This is a genomic window from Hoeflea sp. BAL378 (assembly GCF_000759435.1).
Taxonomy (GTDB): Bacteria; Pseudomonadota; Alphaproteobacteria; order Rhizobiales; family Rhizobiaceae; genus Hoeflea.
On the sequence record NZ_JRJG01000047.1, the window covers coordinates 1 to 21,305 of the forward strand.

A 21,305-nucleotide genomic window follows, 5' to 3' on the forward strand; every position below is an offset into this window, starting at 1 on the left:
GCAGGCGGCTTGAGTGTGGTCGGTCAGCCCGCCGCCGGCGCGGCCGATCCGCCGGCCTTGTCTGCCGCGATCTTGCGCATGGCGTCGACCAGCGCGTCTGCGGGCTGGGCGCCGACGACGGCGTATTTCATGTCGATGATGAAGCAGGGCACGCCGGTGACCCCCATCTTCCGCGCCTGGTCGATCTCGGCTTCCACCGCGTCGCGGTCGGCGTCGCCAGCGAGCAGCCGTTCGACCACCTCGGCTTCCAGTCCGGCCTGCCGTCCCGCCTCGACCAGCACCTGGTCGTCGCCGATGTTCTTGCCGTCCTCGAAATAGGCCTTGAACAGCGCCTGCACCGCCGTGTCCTGCGCCGCCGGGCCGAGCGATCCGGCCCAGCGGATCAGCCGGTGGGCGTCGAGCGTGTTGGCCGAGACCGGGATCTTCTCGAAGGCGAAGGGAATTTTCTCCTCCGCGCCTGCGGCGCGCACGGTTTCATAGGCTTTTTCGGCCCGTTCCGGCCCGCCGAACTTGTCTTCCATGTACTGCTTGCGGTCCTTGCCCTCCTTGGGCAGGGTCGGGTCGAGCTGGAAGGGCCGCCAGCGGACATCGACTTCGATCTCCGATTTGACCTCCTCAAGCGCGGCCTCCAGCCGCTTCTTGCCGATGTAGCACCAGGGGCACATGACATCGGAGACGATATCGATGGTCAGCGAGGGAACAGTCATGGAGAAACCTTCTTGAGAGCTGTGGCGTGTCGGGTGGCCTGAGGCTTGGGCGGCCGGTCGGTCAGGGCTTCGCCGTCGTGTCCCACCAGGCCGGCAGATAATAGCCGTAGAGCGGCGGCGGCCCCTCCGGTGCTGCGATCCGGGCGCGGTGCGCCACCCAGGACTTGCCGAGGTGAAACGCCGGAATGACATAATGCCCCGACAGCAGCACGCGGTCAAACGCCCGCACAGACGAGCGGAAATCGTCGGCGGTGCGGGCGTTGAGCATCGCGTCGATGGCGGCGTCGACGGCGGGGCTCGCCACGCCGGCGAAATTGAACGAGCCGTCGCGGTCGCGCGTGGCCGAGCCCCAGCGCCCGATCTGTTCGATGCCGGGCGACATCGAGGAGGGGAACGATTTCATGATCATGTCGTAGTCGAAGGTCTGCGAGCGCTGCTGGTACTGGGCGTCATCTACGGTGCGGATCGCCATCTGGATGCCGAGTGCGGCGAGCGAGCGCTGGAACGCCACCGCGAGCTTTTCCTGGCCCTCGTTCTGGGTCATCAGCGAGAAGGCGAAGGGCTTGCCCGCCTCGTCGATCAGCCGGCCGCCCTCGATGCGGTACCCCGCTTCCTCGAGCATCGTCAGCGCTGCGCGGCTGACCTTGCGGTCGCGCCCCGAACCGTCGGTCACCGGCAGCGCCCAGGTTCCCTCCATGATGTCGTCGGACACCGCGTCGGGGAAGGGGGCCAGGATCTCGCGCTCGCGCGCATCGGCGGGCACGCCGTGGCTCGACAGCTCGGAGCCGTCCCAGAACGACTGGGTGCGCGTGTAGCTCAGATCGTAGAGGCTGCGGTTGGCCCATTCGAAATCGAACAGCAGCGTCAGCGCCTTGCGCACCCGCACATCCTCGAATAGCGGCCGGCGGGTGTTGAAGACAAAGCCGTACATGCCCGAGGGGGTGCGGCGGTCGTATTCCTGGCGGAGCACCTCGCCATTGGCGACGGCGGGGAAATCATAGCCGCGCGCCCAGTTGGTGGCGCTGCCGTCGGGATAGACATCGACCACGCCCTTCTTGAAGGCTTCGAACTGCGCGGTTTCCGACAGAAAATACTCGACCACGATCTCGTCGTAATTGTCGATGCCGCGCTTGATCGGCAGGTCCCTGGCCCAGTAGTCCTCGCGCCGGGTGAAGGTGATGCGTTCGCCGGTCTTGATCTCGCTGATCCGGTAGGGGCCCGAGCCGATGCCGGGCTCGAGCGTCGACTGGTCGTAGGTGTCCGCATCGGTGGCGTGTTTAGGCAGCACCGGCGACATCGACAGGATCAGCGGAAACTCCCGATTGGAGGTCTCGTTGAAGGTGAAGCGGACGGAGAGGTCGCCGACCTTCTCCATCTTGGCGACCTGGTTGAGCCGGGTCGAGAACGGCGGGCGGCCCTTGTCGCGCAGCAGTTCCATGGTGAAGATGATGTCGTCGGCGGTCACCGGCACCCCGTCCGACCAGCGCGCCTTCGGGTTGATGTTGTACTGGATGAAGCTGCGGTCCTCGTCCCATTCCACCGTCTCGGCGAGCAGTCCATAGAGCGTGAAGGGCTCGTCCTGGGAGCGCTGCATCAGGGTCTCGTAGACGAGGTTGCCATATTCCGGATCGACCACGCCGCGCACGGTGGTCCGCATGCTGCGGACGATGAACGGCCGCACGCTGTCGAAAGTGCCGACCACGCCATAGGTGACCTTGCCGCCTTTCGGCGCATCGGGATTGACGTAGGGAAAATGGGTGAAATCGGCGGGCAGGGCCGGCTCGCCATGCATGGCGATGGCGTGGACAGGCTCGGCAAGGGCGCCCGCCGAAAGTCCCGCCAGGCCGCCCGCCGCGGCTGCAACCATGGCAATCGCTGCCAGCAAAGGTTTCATTCTCGATCCTCCAGGATGGGGCGCGCGGCGCCCGCCAGGGAGTGCGCCGTCGATTCTCGGCCCGAAGATATACGCGCCCTCCCAAGCAGGCCACCTTGGTCGGCCAATGCGGCGCTTTTTTTGCCGTCAACCCGCCTGCGGGCTGGATATTGGCGTGTGACCGCGCTAACACGATCGCGAACAAAGCCTTGCTGTCGCCGCATTTTCAATCGAGAAGGCGCGACATAGTCGTAAGGGCGCGGAAACCGCGCAAACAGAACGCTGCCCCGGGGGCCGCATTTCAGGAGAGTTGGAAGCAAATGAACGCCACCACCAAGACCTTTCTCGCAGCAATCATGTCGGCCGGCGTCGCCGCCGCAGCCATGCCGGCAACTGCTTTCGCACAGGGCGCCAACCAGGGCTGGTACAAGACCTGCACCAAACAGGAAGACAATGATGTGTGCGTTGTCCAGAACATCGTCACCGCCCCCACCGGCCAGCTTCTCACCGCCATCGGCCTGATCGACGTGACCGGCAAGGTCAACCGCAAGATCCTCCAGGTGACCGTTCCCACCGCACGCCTGATCCAGCCGGGCGTCGGCCTGCAGGTCGACGGCGGGCAGGCCCAGCGCGTCGAATACGCGATCTGCATGCCCGAGACCTGCGTCGCCGAGATCCTGCTCACCGACGCGATGATCGCCTCCTACAAGAAGGGCGGCGAACTGATCCTGACTTCGGTCAACTACCAGCGCACCCCGAACCCGCTCCGGATTTCGCTCGAAGGCTTCACCCAGGCCTGGGACGGCGAGCCGATCGCCCAGTCCGAGCTGCAGGAGCGCCAGCGCCTGCTGCAGGAAGAAATGGCCAAGAAGGCCGAGGAAGCCCGCAAGAAGCTCGAAGACGCCCAGGCGGCCGCGAAGAAGAACTAAGCGCCAAGCGCTTTGACGTAAATAAACAGGCCGGATGCGACATCGCATCCGGCCTGTTTTTGTTTGGTCTGGCTTTCACAAGATCCGGCGGGACGAGGCGTCCGTCCGGGTCAGTGGCTGACCCGTTCCTTCGGGTGATAGACCCCGTTGGACCAGGTGTCGAAGAACTCTCCGATCTGCGGATGCCGGACCGGCCGGTCGCTGTCGTCGGTCAAGAGGTTCTGCTCCGAGACGTAGGCCACGTATTCGGTCTCGTCGTTCTCGGCCAGAAGGTGGTAGAACGGCTGGTCCTTGCGCGGGCGCACATTGGCGGGAATGGCGTTCCACCACTCGTCGGTGTTGGCATAGACAGGATCCACGTCGAATATCACGCCCCGGAACGGGAAAATCCGGTGCTTGACGACCTGTCCGATCTGGAATTTTGCGTGTTTGGGCGTCATGGCTTTCTTCCTTTGGTCCTTTAAGATGGGATGTTTGCCGGAAAATGCAACCGCCCGGCCTTGACGGCGGATGGCTTGGTCCGTACCCCCTCTCGCTGAGCTGAACCCTTGTCTGAACAGCTATTGCGGGCATCAAGTATGGCTGAAATCACAGGTCTGGTTCTCCCCTTCTTCGGCCTTATCCTGTTGGGCTACATCGCCGCGCGCATCACCAAGCAACCGCGCGAGGCGATGGGCTGGCTCAACACCTTCATCATCTATGTTTCCCTGCCGGCTTTGTTTTTCAAGCTCCTGTCGCGCACGCCGATCGAAGAACTGGCGCGCTGGGACTATGTGCTGACCTCGATGGTGGTGACCTACATGGTGTTCGCGCTGGTGTTTGCGGCGAGCATCCTGATAAGGCGCGCGGCCATCGCCGAAGCCACGGTGCAGGGGCTGGCAGGCGCCTATGGCAATATCGGCTACATGGGGCCGGGCATCGCCATCCTGGCCTTCGGCGAGCCCGCCGCGGTGCCGGTCGCGCTGATCTTCTGCTTCGAGAACATCATGCACTTCACCATCGCGCCGATGATGATGGCGATCGCCGGCGGCGACCACCGCAGCCTCGGCGCGCTGGTGCTGGGGGTGGTCCGCAAGATCGCGTTTCATCCCTTCATTCTGGCCACCGCCGTGGGCGTGGCGGCAGCCTGGCTCGAGGTCGTGCCGCCGGTGCCGGTGGCCCGGTTGATCGATTACCTGGCGCAGGCCGCCGCACCCTGCGCGCTGTTCGCCATGGGCGTGACGCTGGCGCTGAGACCGCTCAAGCGGGTGCCGCCGGAACTCGGCTTCATCGTGCCGATGAAGCTGATCGTTCATCCGGTGATGATGTATGTGGGCCTGAGCGCGGTGGGCGATTTCGAGCCGGTCTGGGTCTACACCGCGGTGCTGCTGGCGTCGCTGCCCACGGCCACCAACGTCTTCGTCATCGCCCAGCAATATTCGACCTGGGTCGAGCGCGCCTCGGCCACCGTGCTGGTGACCACGGTGAGCAGCGTCGCCACCGTCTCGGCGCTCTTGTGGCTGATCACCAGCGGAACGCTACCGCCCGACCTGTTTCCCTGAGGCGTCCCCGGCGGGCCGGAACCAGTCCTTGCGCCAGCCCGGCGTCATGCCTTCGCGCATGGCGAGGTTTCGGAGCGGCGGGATCGCCGACAGCACCGCGAGCCCGCCCGCGCGCAGCGCCTGGACCGGCAGGAACGGGCTCAGCAGCGCCCGGTTGAGCAGATCCACGCCCGCCGTGCGGCTGGCGATGTCGAGCATGCGGGTGCGGTTGAAGGCGCTGACCGCCTGGGGAGCCTTCTGCGGGCCGCCGGCGTCCCTGAGCGCGCGGATCGCCTCCATGATGTCGCGCAGGCCGAGATTGAGCCCCTGCGCGCCGATCGGCGGAAAGCCGTGGCCGGTCTCGCCCACCAGCATCGTCCGGCCGGCGCCGAACCGGTGGGCGATCAGGCTCGACAGCGGCCAGGCCTGGACGCTGCCCTCGACCTCGACCTTGCCGAGGATCGAGCTCATCCGGGTTTCGACCTCGCGGTTGAGCGCCTCGCGCGGCATGGCCAGGATCGCCTCGACGCGTTCGGGCTTGACCGCCCAGACCAGGCTCGAGCGGTTGCCCGGAAGCGGCACCTGCGTGAACGGACCTTCCTCGGTGTGGAACTCGGTGGAGGTGTCGGCATGCGGCTTGCCGTGGGAAAAGTTCAGCACAAGCGCGGTCTGCGGGTAGGACCAGGTCTTCACGCCGATGCCCACCTCCTGGCGCAGCTTCGAGCCGCGGCCATCGGCGGCGAGCGCGGCCAGCGCGGTCACGCGCGTCGCGTCCTCGAGCACAAGCTCGATGCTGTCCGCGGACTGCTCGGCCGACTGAAGCGGGCTTTCGAAGCGCTCGATCAGGGGCGACTGCGCCACCTGGGCCTGAAGTGCGTCGAACAGCGGCTGGTTGGGAATGTTGTAGCCGAAGGCCTCGAGCCCGATGTCGCTCGACCGGAACGAGACCGGCGGCGAGCGCAGGAGGCGGGTGGTGCCGTCGAGAATGCGCATCGTGCGCAGCGGCGCGGAGGCGGGCTTCACGCCGTCCCAGATGCTGAGGCTCGCCAGATACGCCACCGATTCCGACAGCAGCGCCGTGGTCCGGCCGTCCTGGCGCGGGGGCCGGGGCGCGATGAAGGCGACCCGCCAGCCCTCGGCGGCCGCCGCCAGCGCCGCGACCGATCCCGCAAGCCCGCCGCCCACCACCGCGATGTCATAGTGCTCCTGCATTTCTTCGGCCTTTCAGTTGGTTGCCGATTGCCTAGTGGTCGGATGATCCTTTACATCGCTTGGCAATCGAACTCCATGGGATCAATTGGCGCATGTTCACGCCTCGCGGCAACTCAGATCCGCTCGACGGCCGGTTCGACCATTTGGACCGGTCCGGGCGGGCCATCGCCGGCCTGGCGCGGCGACCGCTGTGGCCGGTGCTGGCCATGGTGGCTCTGACGGCGGCGATCGCCTGGTGGTTCCTCGTCTCGATGGCGGGCTCGATCGCCGCGGTCGAGGGCTCGGCGCGGCCGCTCGGGCCCGGCATGTCGCTGATCGCCCGCTTCCTGCCGCTCGAGCCCGGCTCCTTCGCAGCCGTCATCGCCGATCTCTGCCTGTCGGGAACTTCGGGCGCGGCCCTCGCGCCGGGATCGGCCGTTGCCACCGGTCTCGCCCTGTTCGTGATGTGGTTCGCGATGGCGGCCGCCATGATGCTGCCCACCGCCGCGCCGATGATTCGCACCTATGCCGAGATCGCCGACACCGCCGCCGGCCGCGGCGACAGGGTCGTCCATCCGGTCGTGCTCGCCGCCGGCTATCTCGTCGTCTGGGCGGGCGCCGCGGTGCTGTTCACGCTGGTCCAGATGCTGATCGGGTCGCTCACCGGCGCGCCGGCCGCGGCGCCGGCGAGAGGCGTCGTCGCCGGAATGATCCTGCTTGTGGCCGGCGCCTACCAGTTCACCGCGCTCAAGCACGCCTGCCTGACCAAATGCCGCAACCCGTTCACCACCCTGTTCGCCCGCTGGCGCACGAGCCCCGCCGGCGTCTTCCGGCTGGGCATGGAGCAGGGCGTCTGGTGCCTGGGCTGCTGCTGGGCATTGATGCTGATCATGCTTGCGGTGGGCAGCATGAATGTGGTCTGGATGGCGGCGCTGACGGTGTTCACATTTGTGGAAAAAACCGGCGCGGGCCGGGTGACAACGCGCGCGGGCGGGGCGATAGTGGCCGCCTGGGGCGCGGCGCTGATAGGGGCCGCGCTGGCATGACGGCGGGAGTGGAGTTGCATGGCTGATGTAGAATGGGCGCTGAAGGGGGAGCTGGTGCTGTCGTGCAATTGCACCGTGTTCTGCCCCTGCGTGATCTCGCTGGGCCAGCATCCGCCGACCGAAGGCTATTGCCAGACCTGGGCCGGCTTCAAGGTCGACGACGGCTATTACGGCGACACCGACCTCTCCGGCCTCAATCTCGGCCTGGTGATGGAGATTCCGGGCTATATGAGCCGCGGCAACTGGACCGCCGGCCTGTTCGTCGACAAGCGCGCCTCGATCTACGCGACCAAGGCGTTCACGAAGATCTTCACCGGCAAGGCTGGCGGCACCACCTCGCTGCTCTCCATCCTGGTCGGCAATTTCCTCGGCGTCCAGCAGGAGCCGATCAGCTACGAGATCGAGGACAGGAAGCGCATCGTCAAGATCCCCAAGATCATCGACGGCGTGATCTCGCCGATCCCGGGCAAGGCCCATGGCGAGGACACCGTGATCTCCAATTCCGAATACTGGATCGCGCCCGAGATCATCGTGGCCAAATCGGAACGGTCCAAGATGCGCGCCTTCGGCCGCAACTGGAATTTTGCCGGCCGTTCGGCCGAAATCTGCAAACTCGACTGGAGCGGCCCCAACTAGGCGCGCGCGTAACCAAGGTGTCGGCGGCATGAAGCTTCCATTTAAATACCGCCGCGTCCCCTACGCGGAGATCCGGGCGTTTTCCGTCCATATCCTGACCGCGACCGGCTCCTACATGGCGTTCCTGGCGCTGGTGGCGGCGGCCGAGGGGCGGTTCATCGATCTGTGGTGGTGGCTTGGCGTCGCCATGCTGATCGACGGCATCGACGGGCCCATCGCCCGCAAGCTCAACGTCAAGGAAGTGCTGCCCAACTGGTCGGGCGTGATGCTCGACAATGTGATCGACTACGTCACCTACGTGCTCATCCCCGCCTTCGCGCTCTACCAGAGCGGCATGATCGGCGAGCCGCTGTCCTTCGTCGCCGCCGGCCTGATCGTGGTGTCGAGCGCCATTTATTATGCCGACATGGGCATGAAGACCGACGAGAACTTCTTCTCGGGCTTCCCGGTGGTCTGGAACATGCTGGTGTTCACCCTGTTCGTGACCCACCCGTCGGAGATGGTCGCCTTCGGCATCGTGCTCGCGGCGGTGGTCATGACCTTCCTGCCGATCAACTTCCTGCACCCGGTCCGCGTCGTCCGGCTTCGCCCCTTGAACCTCGGCATTTTCGCCATCTGGTCGGTGCTGTCGGGATACGCGCTGCTCCTGCATTTCGAAAGCCCCGACTGGCTGATGTGGGCGGTGATGCTGACTGGCGCCTATCTGTTCGTGATCGGCGGGATCATGCAGCTCTTCCCCGGCCTCGGTAAACCCGCCGCGGACCGAGCCGCGACCGAATGAAGATCCGGCGCGACCGCCGGCCCGAATGGAGATGACTGACATGAAAGCAATCCTGGTTTCAAAGCACGGCGGCCCCGAAGTGCTGGAATGGCGCGATCACCAGGCCTCCGATCCGGGCCCCGGCGAGGTCCGCATCCGCCACGAGGCGGTCGGGCTCAACTTCATCGACGTCTATTTCCGCACTGGGCTCTATCCCGCGCCCAACGGCCTGCCGCTGGTGCCGGGCAACGAGGGCGCCGGCGTGGTCGTCGCGCTGGGCGAGGGGGTCACGCTGTTCAAGCAGGGCGACCGCGTCGCCTATGCCGGGCCGATCGGCGCCTATGCCGAGGAGCGGGTGATCGCCGCCGACAAGCTTGTCAAGGTTCCCGACGCGATCGACCTCGACGTCGCCGCCGGCATGATGCTCAAGGGCATGACCGCGGAGTACCTGCTGTGCCGGACGCACAAGGTGGTGGCCGGCGAGACCATCCTGTTCCACGCCGCCGCCGGCGGCGTCGGCCTCATCGCCGGGCAATGGGCCAAGTCGCTCGGCGCCACCGTGATCGGTACCGTGGGCTCGGCGGAAAAGGCGGAGCTCGCAGCCGCCAACGGCTATGACCATGTGATCAACTACCGCACCGAGGATTTCGTGGCGCGGGTCAAGGACATCACCAAGGGCAGGGGCGTCGACGTGGTCTATGATTCGGTCGGCAAGGACACGTTCCCGGGATCGCTCGACTGTCTGCGCCCGCGCGGGCTGTGGGCGAGTTTCGGCCAGTCCTCGGGACCGATCGAGCCGTTCAACATCGGCATCCTGTCGCAGAAGGGCTCGCTGTTTGCGACCCGGCCGACGCTGTTCACCTACAATGCCAGCCGGCCCGACCTCGAGGCGTCGGCGAACGCGCTGTTCGACGTGGTGGCCCGCGGCATCGTCAGGATCGAGATCAACCAGCGCTACAGGCTGGAAGACGCCGCCCGCGCCCATGCCGATCTCGAAGGCCGCAAGACCACCGGCGTGACGGTGCTCAAGCCGTGAAGCCGGGGCGGACTGCGGGGCATGAGCTGAAGCACTCTCAAAACAAATTTGCAAAAGCGACCCGCCTTTCGCCTCCACGAGAATATCCGGGCCTGCCCGGCGATGAAAACACTTGGTATTTTCTGTCTTCGGTCTCTTGTGCGGCGCACAATTGTTGCGCCGCATGAAGTTCTGGAGAATGCGGCGCAATCGCAAAGATCCCTTGAATTTCAAGGCCAGATAGTGAAGCTTGTTTCTTGTGCTTTCCGGAAAAACGCCTCAAAACTAGGCGATTCGGGAGGGTGCTGAGTTCAGAGGGCGACGTGGACACCAATCACACCGAGATACCGCTTCTGGAAACGAGGGGGCTCACCAAGATCTTCGGAAGCCTGAGGGCCTGCGACGGCATCGACCTGGCGATCGCTCCCGGCGAAGTGCACGCGCTGCTGGGCGAAAACGGCGCGGGCAAGTCGACGCTGGTCAAGATGCTGTTCGGCGTGCTCGAGCCGTCCGCGGGCGAGATCCTGTGGAAAGGCGCGCCGGTCAAGATCGGCAGCCCGGGCGAGGCGCGCGCCACCGGCGTGGGCATGGTGTTCCAGCATTTCTCGCTGTTCGAGGCGCTGACGGTGGCCGAGAACATCGCGCTCGCGCTTGACGGCAAGGTCCCGATCGAAAGGATCTCGGACGAGGCGCGGCGGCTGTCGGTGGAATACGGACTGCCGCTCGACCCGTCCGCCCATGTCGCCGACCTGTCGGTGGGCGAACGCCAGCGCATCGAGATTGTTCGCGCGCTGCTGCAGAACCCGGAACTGATTATCCTGGACGAGCCCACCTCGGTGCTGACCCCGCAGGAGGCCGACAAGCTGTTCGAGACGCTGGCCAAGCTCAAGGCCGAGGGCCGCTCGGTTCTCTACATCTCCCACCGGCTCGAGGAAGTGCAGCGCATCTGCGACCGGGCCACCGTGCTTCGCCACGGCAAGGTCACCGGCGCCTGCGACCCGCGCAACGAGACGCCCTCGTCGCTGGCGCGCATGATGGTGGGCGGCGAGGTGCCCGAGATCTCGGGCGCGGGCCTGGGCGAGCCAGGCGAAGTCCTGATCGAAGTCCACAGGCTGTCGGCGCCGGCGCGCACGCCGTTCGCGGTCGCGCTCACCGATGTCGACCTGACGGTCCGGGCCGGCGAGGTGATCGCCATCGCCGGCGTCGCCGGCAACGGCCAGAGCGAGCTCTTCGACGTGCTGTCGGGCGAAGTCACGGTGGCGCACGCGGACTCGATCCGCATCGCCGGCGTCGCCGCCGGCCGGCTCGGCATCACCGCGCGCCGGCTGATGGGCTGCAGCTTCGTGCCCGAGGAACGCCACGGCCACGCGGCGGTGCCGACCATGAGCTTGAGCGGCAACCTGGTGCTGTCGCGCTATGCCTCGGACCGCAAGACCTTCATCACCGGCGGCTGGCTGGGCCTGATCAACACCGGGCCGGTGGCGACCGCGACCAAGCGGATTTCGAGCGCCATGGACGTGCGCAAGTCGCTGGTCGATCCACCGGCGGGATCGCTCTCGGGCGGCAACCTGCAGAAATTCATCGTCGGCCGCGAGCTCGACCGGCAGCCCCGGGTGCTGGTCGTCAACCAGCCGACCTGGGGCGTCGACGCGGGGGCCGCGAGCCGCATCCGCCAGGCGCTGGTCGACCTTGCCAAGAGCGGCTCGGCGGTCATCGTCATCAGCCAGGATCTCGACGAGGTGTTCGAGATCGCCTCGAGCATTTCGGTCATCAACGAGGGACGGCTGTCGAAGCCGGAACCCGCCGCGACCATGACGCGCGAACGCATCGGCTTGCTGATGGGCGGCTTCCATGACGGAGCCGGCCATGGCGTCGACCCGGCGGAGGTTGCCCATGCACATTGAACTGCAAAAACGGCCGGTGCCGTCGACGCTCTATGCCGTGCTCTCGCCCTTCATCGCGCTGGCGCTGACGCTGGTCGCGGGCGCCATCCTGTTCATGGCGCTCGGCAAGAACCCGTTCGACGCGCTCTACAGCTTCTTCATCGAGCCGCTGACGGAAGTCTGGTCGATCCATGAACTGACGGTCAAGGCGGCGCCGCTGATCCTGATCGCGGTCGGGCTTTCGGTCTGTTACCGGTCGAACAACTGGAACATCGGCGCCGAGGGCCAGTTCATCATGGGCGGCATCCTGGGGTCGCTGGTGCCGATCCTGATGCCCGGCTTCCAGTCCTGGCTGACGCTGCCGCTGATGCTGGTGCTGGGCATGATCGGCGGCGCCGCCTGGGGCGCGATCCCGGCCTATCTGAAGACAAGGTTCAACACCAACGAGATCCTCGTGAGCCTGATGCTGGTCTACACCGCGCAACTGTTCCTCGACTGGCTGGCGCGCGGCGTGCTGAGAGACCCCAACGGCAACAATTTCCCAGGCTCCATCCGCTTCTCCGAAGCGGCGAGACTGCCCGAGATCATCCCCTCGCAGGGCAGCGCCCATTACGGCCTCGTGCTCGCCCTTGTCGCGGCGGTCGTCGTCTGGTTCATGCTGCGCTTCACGCTCAACGGCTTCGAGGTGAGGGTGCTGGGCGCCAATCCGCGGGCAGGGCGCTTCGCCGGCTTCTCGCAGACGCGGATGGCCTTCTTCGCCTTCCTTCTCTCGGGCGGATTGGCGGGGCTCGCTGGCATCGCCGAGGTCTCCGGTGCTATCGGGCAGTTGCGCGAGACGATCTCGCCCGGCTATGGCTTCACCGCCATCATCGTCGCCTTCCTCGGGCGGCTGAGCCCGCTCGGCGCGATCGCCGCGGGCTTCATGCTGGCGCTGACCTATCTCGGCGGCGAGGCGGCGCAGATGACGCTCGGCATCTCCGACAAGGTCGGCCGGGTGTTCCAGGGGCTGCTCCTGTTCTTCGTCCTCGGTTGCGACACGCTGATCAATTACCGGGTGCGGCTTGTCTGGCGCAAGGCCACCGCACCCGCCGGAGGCCAGGCCTGATGGATATCGCCCAGAACATTCTCTTGACGATCATGACGGCGGCGACGCCGCTGCTGATCGCCGCCATCGGCGAACTGGTGGTCGAGCGCTCGGGCGTGCTCAATCTCGGCGTCGAGGGCATGATGGTGATCGGCGCCGTCTGCGGCTTCGCTGCGACGCTGCTCTCCGGCTCGCCCTGGATCGGCATGCTGGCGGCGATCGCCGCCGGCGCGTTCTTCTCGCTGCTGTTCGGGGTGCTGACCCTGTCGCTCGCCGCCAACCAGGTCGCCACCGGCCTGTCGCTGACGCTGCTCGGGCTCGGCCTGTCGGGCATGATCGGCGAGAGCTTCGTCGGTTCCGCCGGCATCAAGCTCGCCAATCTTGACATTCCGGTGCTCGGCGACATCCCGCTGGTCGGGCGGCTGATCTTCGGCCAGGACCCGATCTTCTACATCTCGCTCATCCTGACCGGCGGCGTCGCCTGGTTCCTGTTCCGCACCCGCGCGGGGCTGACCCTGCGCGCCATCGGCGACAACCATGCCTCGGCCCATGCGCTGGGCATCAACGTGCTCAAGATCCGCTATCTGGCGGTGATGTTCGGCGGCGCCTGCGCCGGGCTCGCGGGCGCGCATCTGTCGCTGGTCTACACGCCCCAATGGGTGGAGAACATGACCGCCGGCCGCGGCTGGATCGCGCTGGCGCTGGTGGTGTTCGCCTCCTGGCGGCCCTGGCGGGTGCTCGGCGGTGCCTATCTGTTCGGCGCCGTCTCGATCGGCCAGTTGCATGCCCAGGCGCTCGGCTTCGGCATCCCGTCGCAGTTTCTCTCGGCCTTGCCCTATGTCGCCACCATCGTCGTCCTCGTCATCATTTCCCGCGACCGGCGCTTGACACTGATGAACACTCCGGCTTCGCTGGGCCAACCCTTCGTGCCGGACCGGTAACACCCGGGCCGTGCGCGCATCGACGTCTTCCCATTCCATCCGGCAAAGCCGGAGGAGCAACAGAGAGGTGAACCACATGAAGAAAATCGTTCTTGCACTGGCGGCAACGCTGGCTGCCGCCACCGCGACAAGCGCCGTGGCCCAGGAGAAATACAAGGCCTGCTTCATCTATGTCGGCTCGAAGACCGATGGCGGCTGGACCCAGGCGCATGAAGTCGGCCGCGAATATGCTCAGGAAAAGCTCGGCGACAAGGTCGAGACCGTGGCGCTCGAGAACGTGCCGGAAGGTCCGGACGCCGAACGCGCCATCGAGCGCTTCGCCCGCTCCGGCTGCGGCATCATCTTCACCACCTCGTTCGGCTTCATGGACCCGACGATCGCGGTCGCCGAAAAATTTCCGGACGTGAAATTCGAGCACGCCACCGGCTACAAGACCGCGCCGAACGTCACCACCTACAACTCGCGCTTCTATGAAGGCCGCTACATCATCGGCCAGATCGCCGGCAAGATGTCCAAGACCGGCGTCGCCGGCTACATCGCCTCCTTCCCGATCCCGGAAGTGGTGATGGGCATCAACGGCTTCCTCACCGGCGCGCGCTCGGTCAATCCCGACTTCAAGCTCAAGGTGGTGTGGGTCAATAGCTGGTTCGACGCCGGCAAGGAAGCCGACGCCGCCAAGGCGCTGATCGACCAGGGCGTGGACATCATCACCCAGCACACCGATTCGACCGGCCCGATGCAGGTTGCCGAGGAACGCGGCATCAAGGCCTTCGGCCAGGCCTTCGACCAGATCCAGGCCGGCCCGACCGCGCAGCTCACCGCCATCGAGGACACCTGGGGTCCCTATTACGAGAAGCAGATCAAGGCTGCGATGGACGGCACCTGGAAGGGCGGCCAGTCCTCCTGGGACGGGCTCAAGGACGGCATCCTGTCGATGGCGCCCTACACCAACATGCCTGACGACGTGAAGGCGATGGCGGAAGAGACCCAGGCCAAGATCGAATCGGGCGAACTGCATCCCTTCACCGGCCCGATCAACAAGCAGGACGGCACCGTCTGGCTCAAGGAAGGCGAAACCGCCGACGACGGCACGCTGCTCGGCATGAACTTCTACGTCGAAGGCGTGGACGACAAGCTGCCGCAATAAGGCGCAGGGCGCGCCGCGCTTGAGGCGGGGCGCTGCAGGCAAAGATCGAAAAGAAGCGGGGGCGGCTGCATGGGCCGCCCCTCTTGTTATCCCCGTCGTCTTGCGGCCTTCATTCGGCCGGCGCGGGGTATCGCGGCAGCGTGCGCGGCAGGAAGCGCGCGGCCGGCGAGAACAGCGCCCGGATGAGCCTGCGCCCGCCCGGCTCCACCTGCCGGTAGATCCACCAGCTCACCGCCAGCGACAGCAGGATCGCCAGCGCGAAGGCACTCCATTTGCCGATCACCGGGGCCGTGAGGTTGATGAGGATATAGCCGGAGTTTTGGTGGACGAGGTAGAGCGGATAGCTGATTCCGCCGAGCGCCAGGATCCAGGGACCGGCCCGGACATGGCGGCCCAGGATTGCCGCCAGCAGGAACACCGCGACGAGGCCGGCATTGGCCAGCGCGACCATCCCCGGGGTGGAGGCCTCGCCGAGCCGGGAGATGACGTCGAGCCGCTGCACTTCGGCGGCATGGAATGTCATCACCAGCGCGAGCCCGGCCAGGAACAGCCGGAGATTGCTGGCGCCGAGCGAGGAGATCCGCCACACCATCGCGCCCAGCGCGAAATAGGCGCCGTATTCGGTCAGCAGGATCAGCTCCACGGGACGCGAGCCGATGAGGAGGTTGTTGGCGACGATCAGCGCCAGCCAGGCCGCGACCACGCGGTCGGTGTGGCGCGGCAGCAGGCCGGTGAACAGGCCGACCGCCACCCAGAAATAGAAGATCAGCTCGATGACGATCGACCAGTAGGCACCGTCCATGAAGGCCGAACCGAACATCGGCGCCAGCATCGTCAGGTTCGCGAGCCAGTGGGAGACATCGGTGAGGAAGGGCGGTTCGGCCCACCAGGCCATGATGAGGAAGGTGATGGTCATGGCCGCCAGATGCGCCGGATAGAGCCGCGCCAGCCGGCTCACGGAAAACGCGTACCAGTCGCGCCCCGACGCCGACCAGATGATGACGAAGCCGGAGATCAGGAAGAACAGGTTGACGCCGAGATAGCCGAGCGTCACGGCGTCTCCGGTCGCGCCATAGGCATGGTCGAGATAGCCGCCCTCGCGCGCGCCGCGATAGAGAAAGTGATAGGCGGTGACCATCAGGGCGGCGCCAAAGCGCAAGAGGTCGAGCAACCCGTTGCGGTCGCTGGCCCGGGTGGGGCTTCCCATCGAATGATCGTCTCGCACGGCGGTCTCCCTTCAACGTGACCACCATGATAGCGCAAAGCAAAACGCCGGGCTTGATAACCCGGCGTTAAGCTTAAGCGTAAGGGTTAATGCGGGCCGCCGCTCAGGCGAGGCCCTGCTTGCGCACGTCGTCCCAGGCGAGGTCGAGCGCCCTTCGGGCGCTGGCGACGAGTTCGTCGGTCTCCTCCTCGGTGATGACCAGCGGCGGCGAGATGATCAGGCTGTCGCGCACGGCGCGCATCACCAGGCCGCTGTTGAAGGAATGGTCGCGGGCGATGGTGCCGACCTTGCCGACATCGCCGAACCGCTTCGACAGGTCTTCCTTGTCCGGCACCAGTTCGAGCGCGCCGACCAGGCCCTTCATCCGGGCTTCGCCGACCATCGGATGGTCGCCCAGCTCCAGCCAGCGCTTCTGGAAATAGGGGCCGATGTCGTCGCGGACGCGATCGACCAGTTTCTCGCGCTTCATGATGGTGAGATTGGCGATCGCCGCCGCACAGGCCGCGGGATGACCCGAATAGGTGTAGCCGTGGTAGAATTCGCCGCCCTTCTCGTGCAGCACCTCGGCCACCCGGTCCGAGACGATCACGCCGCCCATCGGCAGGTAGCCCGAGGTCATGCCCTTGGCGATCGCCATCAGGTCCGGCTTGGTGCCGTAAGTGGTCGCGCCGAACCACTCGCCGGTGCGGCCGAAGCCGCAGATGACTTCGTCGGAGACGAACAGGATGTCGCGCTCGCTCAGGATGCGGCTCACTTCCGGCCAGTAGGTGGCCGGCGGAATGATGACGCCGCCCGCGCCCTGGATCGGCTCGGCGATGAAGGCGCCGATCTTGTCCTCGCCGATCTCGTCGATGGCGCGTTCCAGTTCGCGCGCCGCCCACAGGCCGAATTCGTCCTCGCTCATGCCGGTCTTCATGCCTTCGCCGAACCAGTAGGGTTGGGCGATGTGGCGTATGCCGGGAATCGGCAGGTCGCCCTGGCCGTGCATGCCGCCCATGCCGCCGAGCGAGGCGCCGGCGACGGTGGAGCCGTGATAGGCATTCTGCCGCGACAGGATGATCTTCTTGTCGGGCTTGCCCATCAGGTCCCAGTAATAGCGCACGAGCCGGAAGATCGTGTCGTTGGCGTCCGAGCCGGAGCCGCCGTAGAACACCATGTTCATGTGCTCGGGCGCGAGGCCCGCGATCATCTCGGAGAGTTCGATCACCGGCGGATGCGTGGTCTTGAAGAAGGTGTTGTAATAGGACAATTCGCTCATCTGCGCGCGCACGGCCTCGACGATCTCCTGCCGTCCATGGCCCACATTGACGCACCACAGGCCCGCCATACCGTCGAGCATGCGGTTGCCGTCGGTGTCCCAGATCCAGACCCCGTCGGCCCGGGAGATCACCCGCCGCTCGTCGATGCCAAGGGCGCCATGATCGGTGAAGGGGTGAAGATGGTGCTTGTGATCGGAGACCTTGAGATCATGAGAAGACACATTGACGCGCATTTGTTCATTCCTGACTGGTTTTAGGCAAAGGCCTTATGCAAACCCGTTTGACCTTTATTTGAGTGTGTGCACAAATTTTCCGTGCGGACAAGCACCGCACTCTCCGCCTGACGGATATCGGGATCAAATGGATTCATCCGCGCGATGCTGTATATGCGGTGGCTCAAAGGTGCTCAAGCACCGGCCCGTTCCAAGGATGCGGCCGGTTCTTCGGTGCGCAAACGGAAAGTCCTGAAGGGGCATGGTGACATTATGCGCGAGAGCGCCAGCACGACCAACACAGACGCGAAGCTCCCCACCAATGAGGAGGCCGAGCGGTTCCTGGCCGCCAATCCCGACATCGAATCGGTCGATTTCCTGATTCCCGACATCAACGGCGTGATGCGCGGCAAGTGGGGGCCGACCGAGGCGCTGGGCAAGGCCGGCTATCCCGGCATCAACATGCCTTTGTCGATCTTCGGTCTCGACATCTGGGGCAGGGAGGTCGAATCGACCGGCATCCACATCGAGACCGGCGACATCGACGGCTATTGCCGCGCCATTCCCGGCCGCATCAACCGCGCCCCCTGGGCGCCGCGGCCCTCGGCACAGGTGCTGATGTCGATGTACACCGAGAACGGCGAGCCCTGCGACTACGATCCGCGCAACGTGCTCCAGCGCATCGTCGACCGCTTCACCGCCAAGGGGCTGCGCCCGGTCACCGCGTTCGAGCTCGAATTCTATCTGGTCGATCCGGCGGTGTTCCAGCGCTCCGGCCGCATGGGCAAGGACCACGGGCCGGGTCCGGACCAGCAGCAGATGTACTCGCTGTCGGAGCTGCGCGGCCAGAGCGATCTCTTCGCCGAGATCCGCGCCGCGGCCGTGGCGCAGGGCCTGCCGATCGACACGATCATCAAGGAGGCGGCGCCGGGCCAGTTCGAGGTCAATCTCAAGCATCGCGACGATGCGATGGCCGCGGCCGACGACACAGTGCTGCTGCGCCGGCTGATCACCGAATCGGCGCACAAGCACGGGCTCAGGGCGACGTTTATGGCCAAGCCCTTCCTGGAGTGGCCGGGCAACGGCATGCATGTGCACGCCAGTATCCTCGATGCGGACGGAACCAACATCTTTGCCGGCGAGGCGGGCGACCTGCGCCTGCAGCATGCGGCGGCGGGCCTGCTCGACACGCTCAAGGACACGCTGCTGCTCTATATCCCCGGCTTCAACGGCTATCGCCGGCTTCAGCCGGGCTCCTATGCGCCGACCCGCATCGCCTGGGGCCGCAACAACCGTTCGGTGGTGGTTCGGGTTCCGGCTTCCGACGACCGCTCGCGGCGGCTCGAGCACCGCATGTCGGGCGCCGACGCCAATCCCTATTTCGTGCTGGCGGGCGTGCTGGGCGGCATGCTCGAAGGGCTCGAGAACGGGAAAATGCCGCCGCCGGCGGTGGAGGGCAACGCCTACAATGTGCCGCTGCCGCAATTGTCGGACGACATGGACGACGCCATCGAGGATTTCGAGCGCTCCGATTTCATCCGCCGCCTGTTCGGGCCGGAACTGCGCCGCATCTTCGCCGAAATCAAGCGCGAGGAACTCAAGGCCTTCGACAACGAGATCACCCCGCTGGAGCGCTCGACCTATCTTTGAGCAAAGGTCATGCGCCATTTATGCTTCGGTCATGGTCAATGAATAGGATATGTCCGGTCGCGATTTGACATAGGACAAAGTCTCCCCATGCGCCGTGTGCGACGATTTGACGATCATGTCGAGTCCGCTTTCCGGGTTGACGCGATCGTTATTGTTTCGCATCTTGTTGGTGACACATAGGAAGAATACAATGGATTTTGAAGCGTTCTTCGAGGAAAAGCTCGGCGGCCTGCACGAAGCGGGGAACTACCGGGTGTTTGCCGACCTCGAGCGCCATGCTGGCGGTTTTCCGCGAGCCACGCGTTACCGGCCCGATGGATCGACGCAGGACGTGACGGTCTGGTGTTCCAACGATTATCTCGGCATGGGCCAGAATCCGCTGGTGACAGGCGCCATGAAGGAAGCCATCGAGCGCTGCGGCGCTGGCGCCGGCGGCACCCGCAACATCTCCGGCACCAATCACTATCACGTGCTGCTCGAACGCGAGCTGGCTGATCTGCACGGCAAGGAAGACGCGCTGATCTTCACCTCGGGCTACGTGTCCAACTGGGCGGCGCTGGGAACCCTGGCCGGCAAGATCCCCGGCATCATCGTCTATTCCGACGCGCTCAACCACGCCTCGATGATCGAGGGCATCCGCCATTCCCGCTGCGAGAAGCGGGTTTTCCGGCACAATGATCCCGAGGATCTCCGCCGCCTGATGGCGCTCGACGATCCCGCCGCCCCGAAGATGGTGGCCTTCGAGAGCGTCTATTCGATGGATGGCGACATCGCCCCGATCGCGGCGCTCTGCGACGTCGCCGAAGAATTCGGCGCGCTGACCTATCTCGATGAAGTCCACGCTGTGGGCATGTACGGTCCGCGCGGCGGCGGCATCGCCGAACGCGAAGGCCTCATGCATCGCCTGAGCGTCATCGAAGGCACGCTCGGCAAGGCCTTCGGCGTCATGGGCGGCTACATCACCGGAACCCGCGCGCTGTGCGATTTCGTCCGCAGCTTTGCCTCGGGCTTCATCTTCACCACCGCGCTGCCGCCCTCGCTCGCCGCCGGTGCCGCCGCCTCGATCCGCCATCTCAAGGCCAGCCAGCTCGAGCGCCGCCGCCATCAGGACGCCGTCGCCAAGGTGCGCCGCGCGCTTGATTCGCACGGCATCCCGCACATGCCCAATCCCAGCCACATCGTGCCGGTGATGGTGGGCAATGCATCCAAGTGCAAATGGATCTCCGACGTGATGATGGAGAATCACGGCATCTATGTGCAGCCGATCAATTACCCGACGGTTCCGGTCAAGACCGAGCGGCTGCGCATCACGCCGACGCCGATGCATTCGGACGCCGACATCGAGAAGCTGGCGGGCGCATTGAGCGAATTGTGGTCGCAGTGCGCCCTGGCCCGTGCGGTGGCCTGACACGCTGCTTGTCCCGAAGGCGGGACCCGTCATTGAGAAAGCCGGCCAGGGACGACCTGGCCGGCTTTTCTGTGTGCAGAATGCGGGAACGGCGGGCGAGGGCGGATGCGCCGTTCAGTCCGCCTGGTCGTCCTTGTTGCGCACGGGCGCGCAGAACAGCGTGTACAGCGTGCCGATGACCGAGGAGACTTCCTGATTGAGGATCGAATAATAGATCATCCGTCCCTCGCGCCTGGTCCTGACCAGTCCGTCCAGGCGAAGCCGCGCCAGTTGCTGCGACACCGCGGCCTGCGGCATGGCGAGGATTTCCTCGAGTTCGGAAACCGATTTCTCGCCTTCGGACAGAATGCACAGAATCATGAGCCGGGTCTCGTGGCTCAGTGATTTCAGCAGTTCGCTGGCCTTGCGTGCCTGGACCAGAAGCACGTTCAATTCTTCCTGATCCATATCGGCTCTGATTTGCGGTAATGACATCTTGTTTCGCTCGATGAATGAATGAAATGGGATATAGGGCGTTTGGGTCGGCACGAAAAGGGCGCCTTCGGCACCTTTGGGAGGCTGGGGTGATCCTGGCGACGCGGATGCACAATTCTAACCGATTATAGACGCGCTCCGCAATGCGCGGATGCGATTTCCCGGAGCCTTCGCGCAACAGCGTGCAATCGTCGCCACCGCACCGGAATCCTCTTGCCCGCAAGCCTGATCCGGCCCTACTCTTGAGGTCAGGTCCATGGTCCGGGATCAGGTCGCCACAGGCGGAATGAGGAGGACATGGAGGGTTCGCAATCTGCCCGGCCGAGCCCGGGCGCGGGAGGTACC

The 21,305-nt window shown here is 65.5% G+C and carries 19 protein-coding genes; 12 read left to right on the plus strand and 7 right to left on the minus strand.

Annotated features, from left to right (window positions below):
• Positions 1-23 precede the first annotated feature (23 nt).
• Together LL06_RS12305 and LL06_RS12310 are read right to left on the minus strand one after the other, a co-directional pair.
• Positions 24-707, minus strand: coding sequence for a DsbA family oxidoreductase (locus tag LL06_RS12305; protein WP_035526972.1), 684 nt, complete (start codon positions 705-707; stop codon positions 24-26).
• A 61-nt stretch (positions 708-768) separates the two neighbouring features.
• Positions 769-2,574: an extracellular solute-binding protein gene (locus LL06_RS12310; RefSeq protein WP_035526974.1), complete on the minus strand. Its 1,806-nt coding sequence runs from the start codon at positions 2,572-2,574 to the stop codon at positions 769-771.
• Positions 2,575-2,900: 326 nt separating this feature from the next.
• Here LL06_RS12310 and LL06_RS12315 point away from each other — a divergent pair, with 326 nt between their 5' ends.
• Positions 2,901-3,509, plus strand: coding sequence for an invasion associated locus B family protein (locus LL06_RS12315; RefSeq protein WP_035526976.1), 609 nt, complete (start codon positions 2,901-2,903; stop codon positions 3,507-3,509).
• 110 nt (positions 3,510-3,619) lie between these two features.
• Here the strand turns inward: LL06_RS12315 and hspQ are convergent, their stop codons facing one another.
• Positions 3,620-3,949 carry a heat shock protein HspQ gene (gene hspQ / locus LL06_RS12320; RefSeq protein ID WP_035526978.1) on the minus strand — a complete coding sequence of 110 codons (330 nt, stop codon included), beginning with the start codon at positions 3,947-3,949 and terminating at the stop codon, positions 3,620-3,622.
• 138 nt (positions 3,950-4,087) lie between these two features.
• Between hspQ and LL06_RS12325 the strand changes: the two genes are divergently transcribed.
• Complete coding sequence (locus LL06_RS12325; RefSeq protein ID WP_035526980.1) at positions 4,088-5,050, plus strand: AEC family transporter; 963 nt, start codon at positions 4,088-4,090, stop codon at positions 5,048-5,050.
• On the opposite strand, the gene LL06_RS12330 is transcribed toward LL06_RS12325, so the two are convergent.
• Positions 5,027-6,241 carry a UbiH/UbiF family hydroxylase gene (locus LL06_RS12330; protein ID WP_035526982.1) on the minus strand — a complete coding sequence of 405 codons (1,215 nt, stop codon included), beginning with the start codon at positions 6,239-6,241 and terminating at the stop codon, positions 5,027-5,029. The two genes, LL06_RS12325 and LL06_RS12330, sit on opposite strands and share 24 nt — an antisense overlap.
• 92 nt (positions 6,242-6,333) lie before the next feature.
• Between LL06_RS12330 and LL06_RS12335 the strand changes: the two genes are divergently transcribed.
• The 8 genes from LL06_RS12335 to LL06_RS12370 all read left to right on the plus strand — a co-directional run bounded on the left by LL06_RS12335 (position 6,334) and on the right by LL06_RS12370 (position 14,732).
• On the plus strand, positions 6,334-7,266 hold the full coding sequence (locus tag LL06_RS12335) for a DUF2182 domain-containing protein (protein WP_035527016.1): 933 nt from the start codon (positions 6,334-6,336) through the stop codon (positions 7,264-7,266).
• Positions 7,267-7,284: 18 nt separating this feature from the next.
• Complete coding sequence (locus LL06_RS12340; RefSeq protein WP_035526984.1) at positions 7,285-7,902, plus strand: DUF1326 domain-containing protein; 618 nt, start codon at positions 7,285-7,287, stop codon at positions 7,900-7,902.
• Positions 7,903-7,930: 28 nt separating this feature from the next.
• The gene (gene pcsA / locus LL06_RS12345; protein ID WP_035526987.1) at positions 7,931-8,683 is read left to right on the plus strand and encodes a phosphatidylcholine synthase; all 753 of its coding nucleotides are present in this window, start codon (positions 7,931-7,933) and stop codon (positions 8,681-8,683) included.
• Between the two features lie 31 nt (positions 8,684-8,714).
• Positions 8,715-9,698, plus strand: coding sequence for a quinone oxidoreductase (locus LL06_RS12350; protein ID WP_052161489.1), 984 nt, complete (start codon positions 8,715-8,717; stop codon positions 9,696-9,698).
• 302 nt (positions 9,699-10,000) lie between these two features.
• Entirely contained in the window at positions 10,001-11,581 is a 1,581-nt protein-coding gene (locus LL06_RS12355; protein ID WP_035527021.1) for an ABC transporter ATP-binding protein, read from the plus strand.
• Positions 11,571-12,665: an ABC transporter permease gene (locus tag LL06_RS12360; protein WP_035526990.1), complete on the plus strand. Its 1,095-nt coding sequence runs from the start codon at positions 11,571-11,573 to the stop codon at positions 12,663-12,665. Before LL06_RS12355 ends, LL06_RS12360 begins: the two co-directional genes overlap by 11 nt.
• Complete coding sequence (locus LL06_RS12365; protein WP_035526991.1) at positions 12,665-13,585, plus strand: ABC transporter permease; 921 nt, start codon at positions 12,665-12,667, stop codon at positions 13,583-13,585. The genes LL06_RS12360 and LL06_RS12365 overlap by 1 nt, the downstream gene beginning before the upstream one ends.
• A 76-nt stretch (positions 13,586-13,661) precedes the next feature.
• Positions 13,662-14,732, plus strand: a complete 1,071-nt coding sequence (locus LL06_RS12370) for a BMP family ABC transporter substrate-binding protein (protein ID WP_035526994.1) — start codon at positions 13,662-13,664, stop codon at positions 14,730-14,732.
• A gap of 109 nt (positions 14,733-14,841) precedes the next feature.
• Here the strand turns inward: LL06_RS12370 and LL06_RS12375 are convergent, their stop codons facing one another.
• Positions 14,842-15,957, minus strand: coding sequence for an acyltransferase (locus LL06_RS12375; protein ID WP_152599584.1), 1,116 nt, complete (start codon positions 15,955-15,957; stop codon positions 14,842-14,844).
• Positions 15,958-16,060: 103 nt separating this feature from the next.
• A complete protein-coding gene (locus tag LL06_RS12380) occupies positions 16,061-17,449 on the minus strand; it encodes an aspartate aminotransferase family protein (protein WP_035527000.1) in 1,389 nt (462 codons plus the stop codon).
• Between the two features lie 252 nt (positions 17,450-17,701).
• Here LL06_RS12380 and LL06_RS12385 point away from each other — a divergent pair, with 252 nt between their 5' ends.
• Together LL06_RS12385 and hemA are read left to right on the plus strand one after the other, a co-directional pair.
• Positions 17,702-19,078, plus strand: coding sequence for a glutamine synthetase family protein (locus tag LL06_RS12385; RefSeq protein WP_035527001.1), 1,377 nt, complete (start codon positions 17,702-17,704; stop codon positions 19,076-19,078).
• A 190-nt stretch (positions 19,079-19,268) separates the two neighbouring features.
• Entirely contained in the window at positions 19,269-20,486 is a 1,218-nt protein-coding gene (gene hemA / locus LL06_RS12390) for a 5-aminolevulinate synthase (protein ID WP_035527004.1), read from the plus strand.
• Positions 20,487-20,600: 114 nt separating this feature from the next.
• On the opposite strand, the gene LL06_RS12395 is transcribed toward hemA, so the two are convergent.
• Positions 20,601-20,960 carry a metalloregulator ArsR/SmtB family transcription factor gene (locus LL06_RS12395; RefSeq protein WP_035527007.1) on the minus strand — a complete coding sequence of 120 codons (360 nt, stop codon included), beginning with the start codon at positions 20,958-20,960 and terminating at the stop codon, positions 20,601-20,603.
• Positions 20,961-21,305: the final 345 nt, after the last annotated feature.

Coding starts and splice junctions, on each gene's coding strand:
- LL06_RS12305 (WP_035526972.1), bottom strand. CDS start 707: ATGACTGTTCCCTCGCTGACCATCGATATCGTCTCCGATGTCATGTGC.
- LL06_RS12310 (WP_035526974.1), bottom strand. CDS start 2,574: ATGGTTGCAGCCGCGGCGGGCGGCCTGGCGGGACTTTCGGCGGGCGCC.
- LL06_RS12315 (WP_035526976.1), top strand. CDS start 2,901: ATGAACGCCACCACCAAGACCTTTCTCGCAGCAATCATGTCGGCCGGC.
- hspQ (WP_035526978.1), bottom strand. CDS start 3,949: ATGACGCCCAAACACGCAAAATTCCAGATCGGACAGGTCGTCAAGCAC.
- LL06_RS12325 (WP_035526980.1), top strand. CDS start 4,088: ATGGCTGAAATCACAGGTCTGGTTCTCCCCTTCTTCGGCCTTATCCTG.
- LL06_RS12330 (WP_035526982.1), bottom strand. CDS start 6,241: ATGCAGGAGCACTATGACATCGCGGTGGTGGGCGGCGGGCTTGCGGGA.
- LL06_RS12335 (WP_035527016.1), top strand. CDS start 6,334: ATGTTCACGCCTCGCGGCAACTCAGATCCGCTCGACGGCCGGTTCGAC.
- LL06_RS12340 (WP_035526984.1), top strand. CDS start 7,285: ATGGCTGATGTAGAATGGGCGCTGAAGGGGGAGCTGGTGCTGTCGTGC.
- pcsA (WP_035526987.1), top strand. CDS start 7,931: ATGAAGCTTCCATTTAAATACCGCCGCGTCCCCTACGCGGAGATCCGG.
- LL06_RS12350 (WP_052161489.1), top strand. CDS start 8,715: ATGACTGACATGAAAGCAATCCTGGTTTCAAAGCACGGCGGCCCCGAA.
- LL06_RS12360 (WP_035526990.1), top strand. CDS start 11,571: ATGCACATTGAACTGCAAAAACGGCCGGTGCCGTCGACGCTCTATGCC.
- LL06_RS12365 (WP_035526991.1), top strand. CDS start 12,665: ATGGATATCGCCCAGAACATTCTCTTGACGATCATGACGGCGGCGACG.
- LL06_RS12370 (WP_035526994.1), top strand. CDS start 13,662: ATGAAGAAAATCGTTCTTGCACTGGCGGCAACGCTGGCTGCCGCCACC.
- LL06_RS12380 (WP_035527000.1), bottom strand. CDS start 17,449: ATGCGCGTCAATGTGTCTTCTCATGATCTCAAGGTCTCCGATCACAAG.
- LL06_RS12385 (WP_035527001.1), top strand. CDS start 17,702: ATGCGCGAGAGCGCCAGCACGACCAACACAGACGCGAAGCTCCCCACC.
- hemA (WP_035527004.1), top strand. CDS start 19,269: ATGGATTTTGAAGCGTTCTTCGAGGAAAAGCTCGGCGGCCTGCACGAA.
- LL06_RS12395 (WP_035527007.1), bottom strand. CDS start 20,960: ATGTCATTACCGCAAATCAGAGCCGATATGGATCAGGAAGAATTGAAC.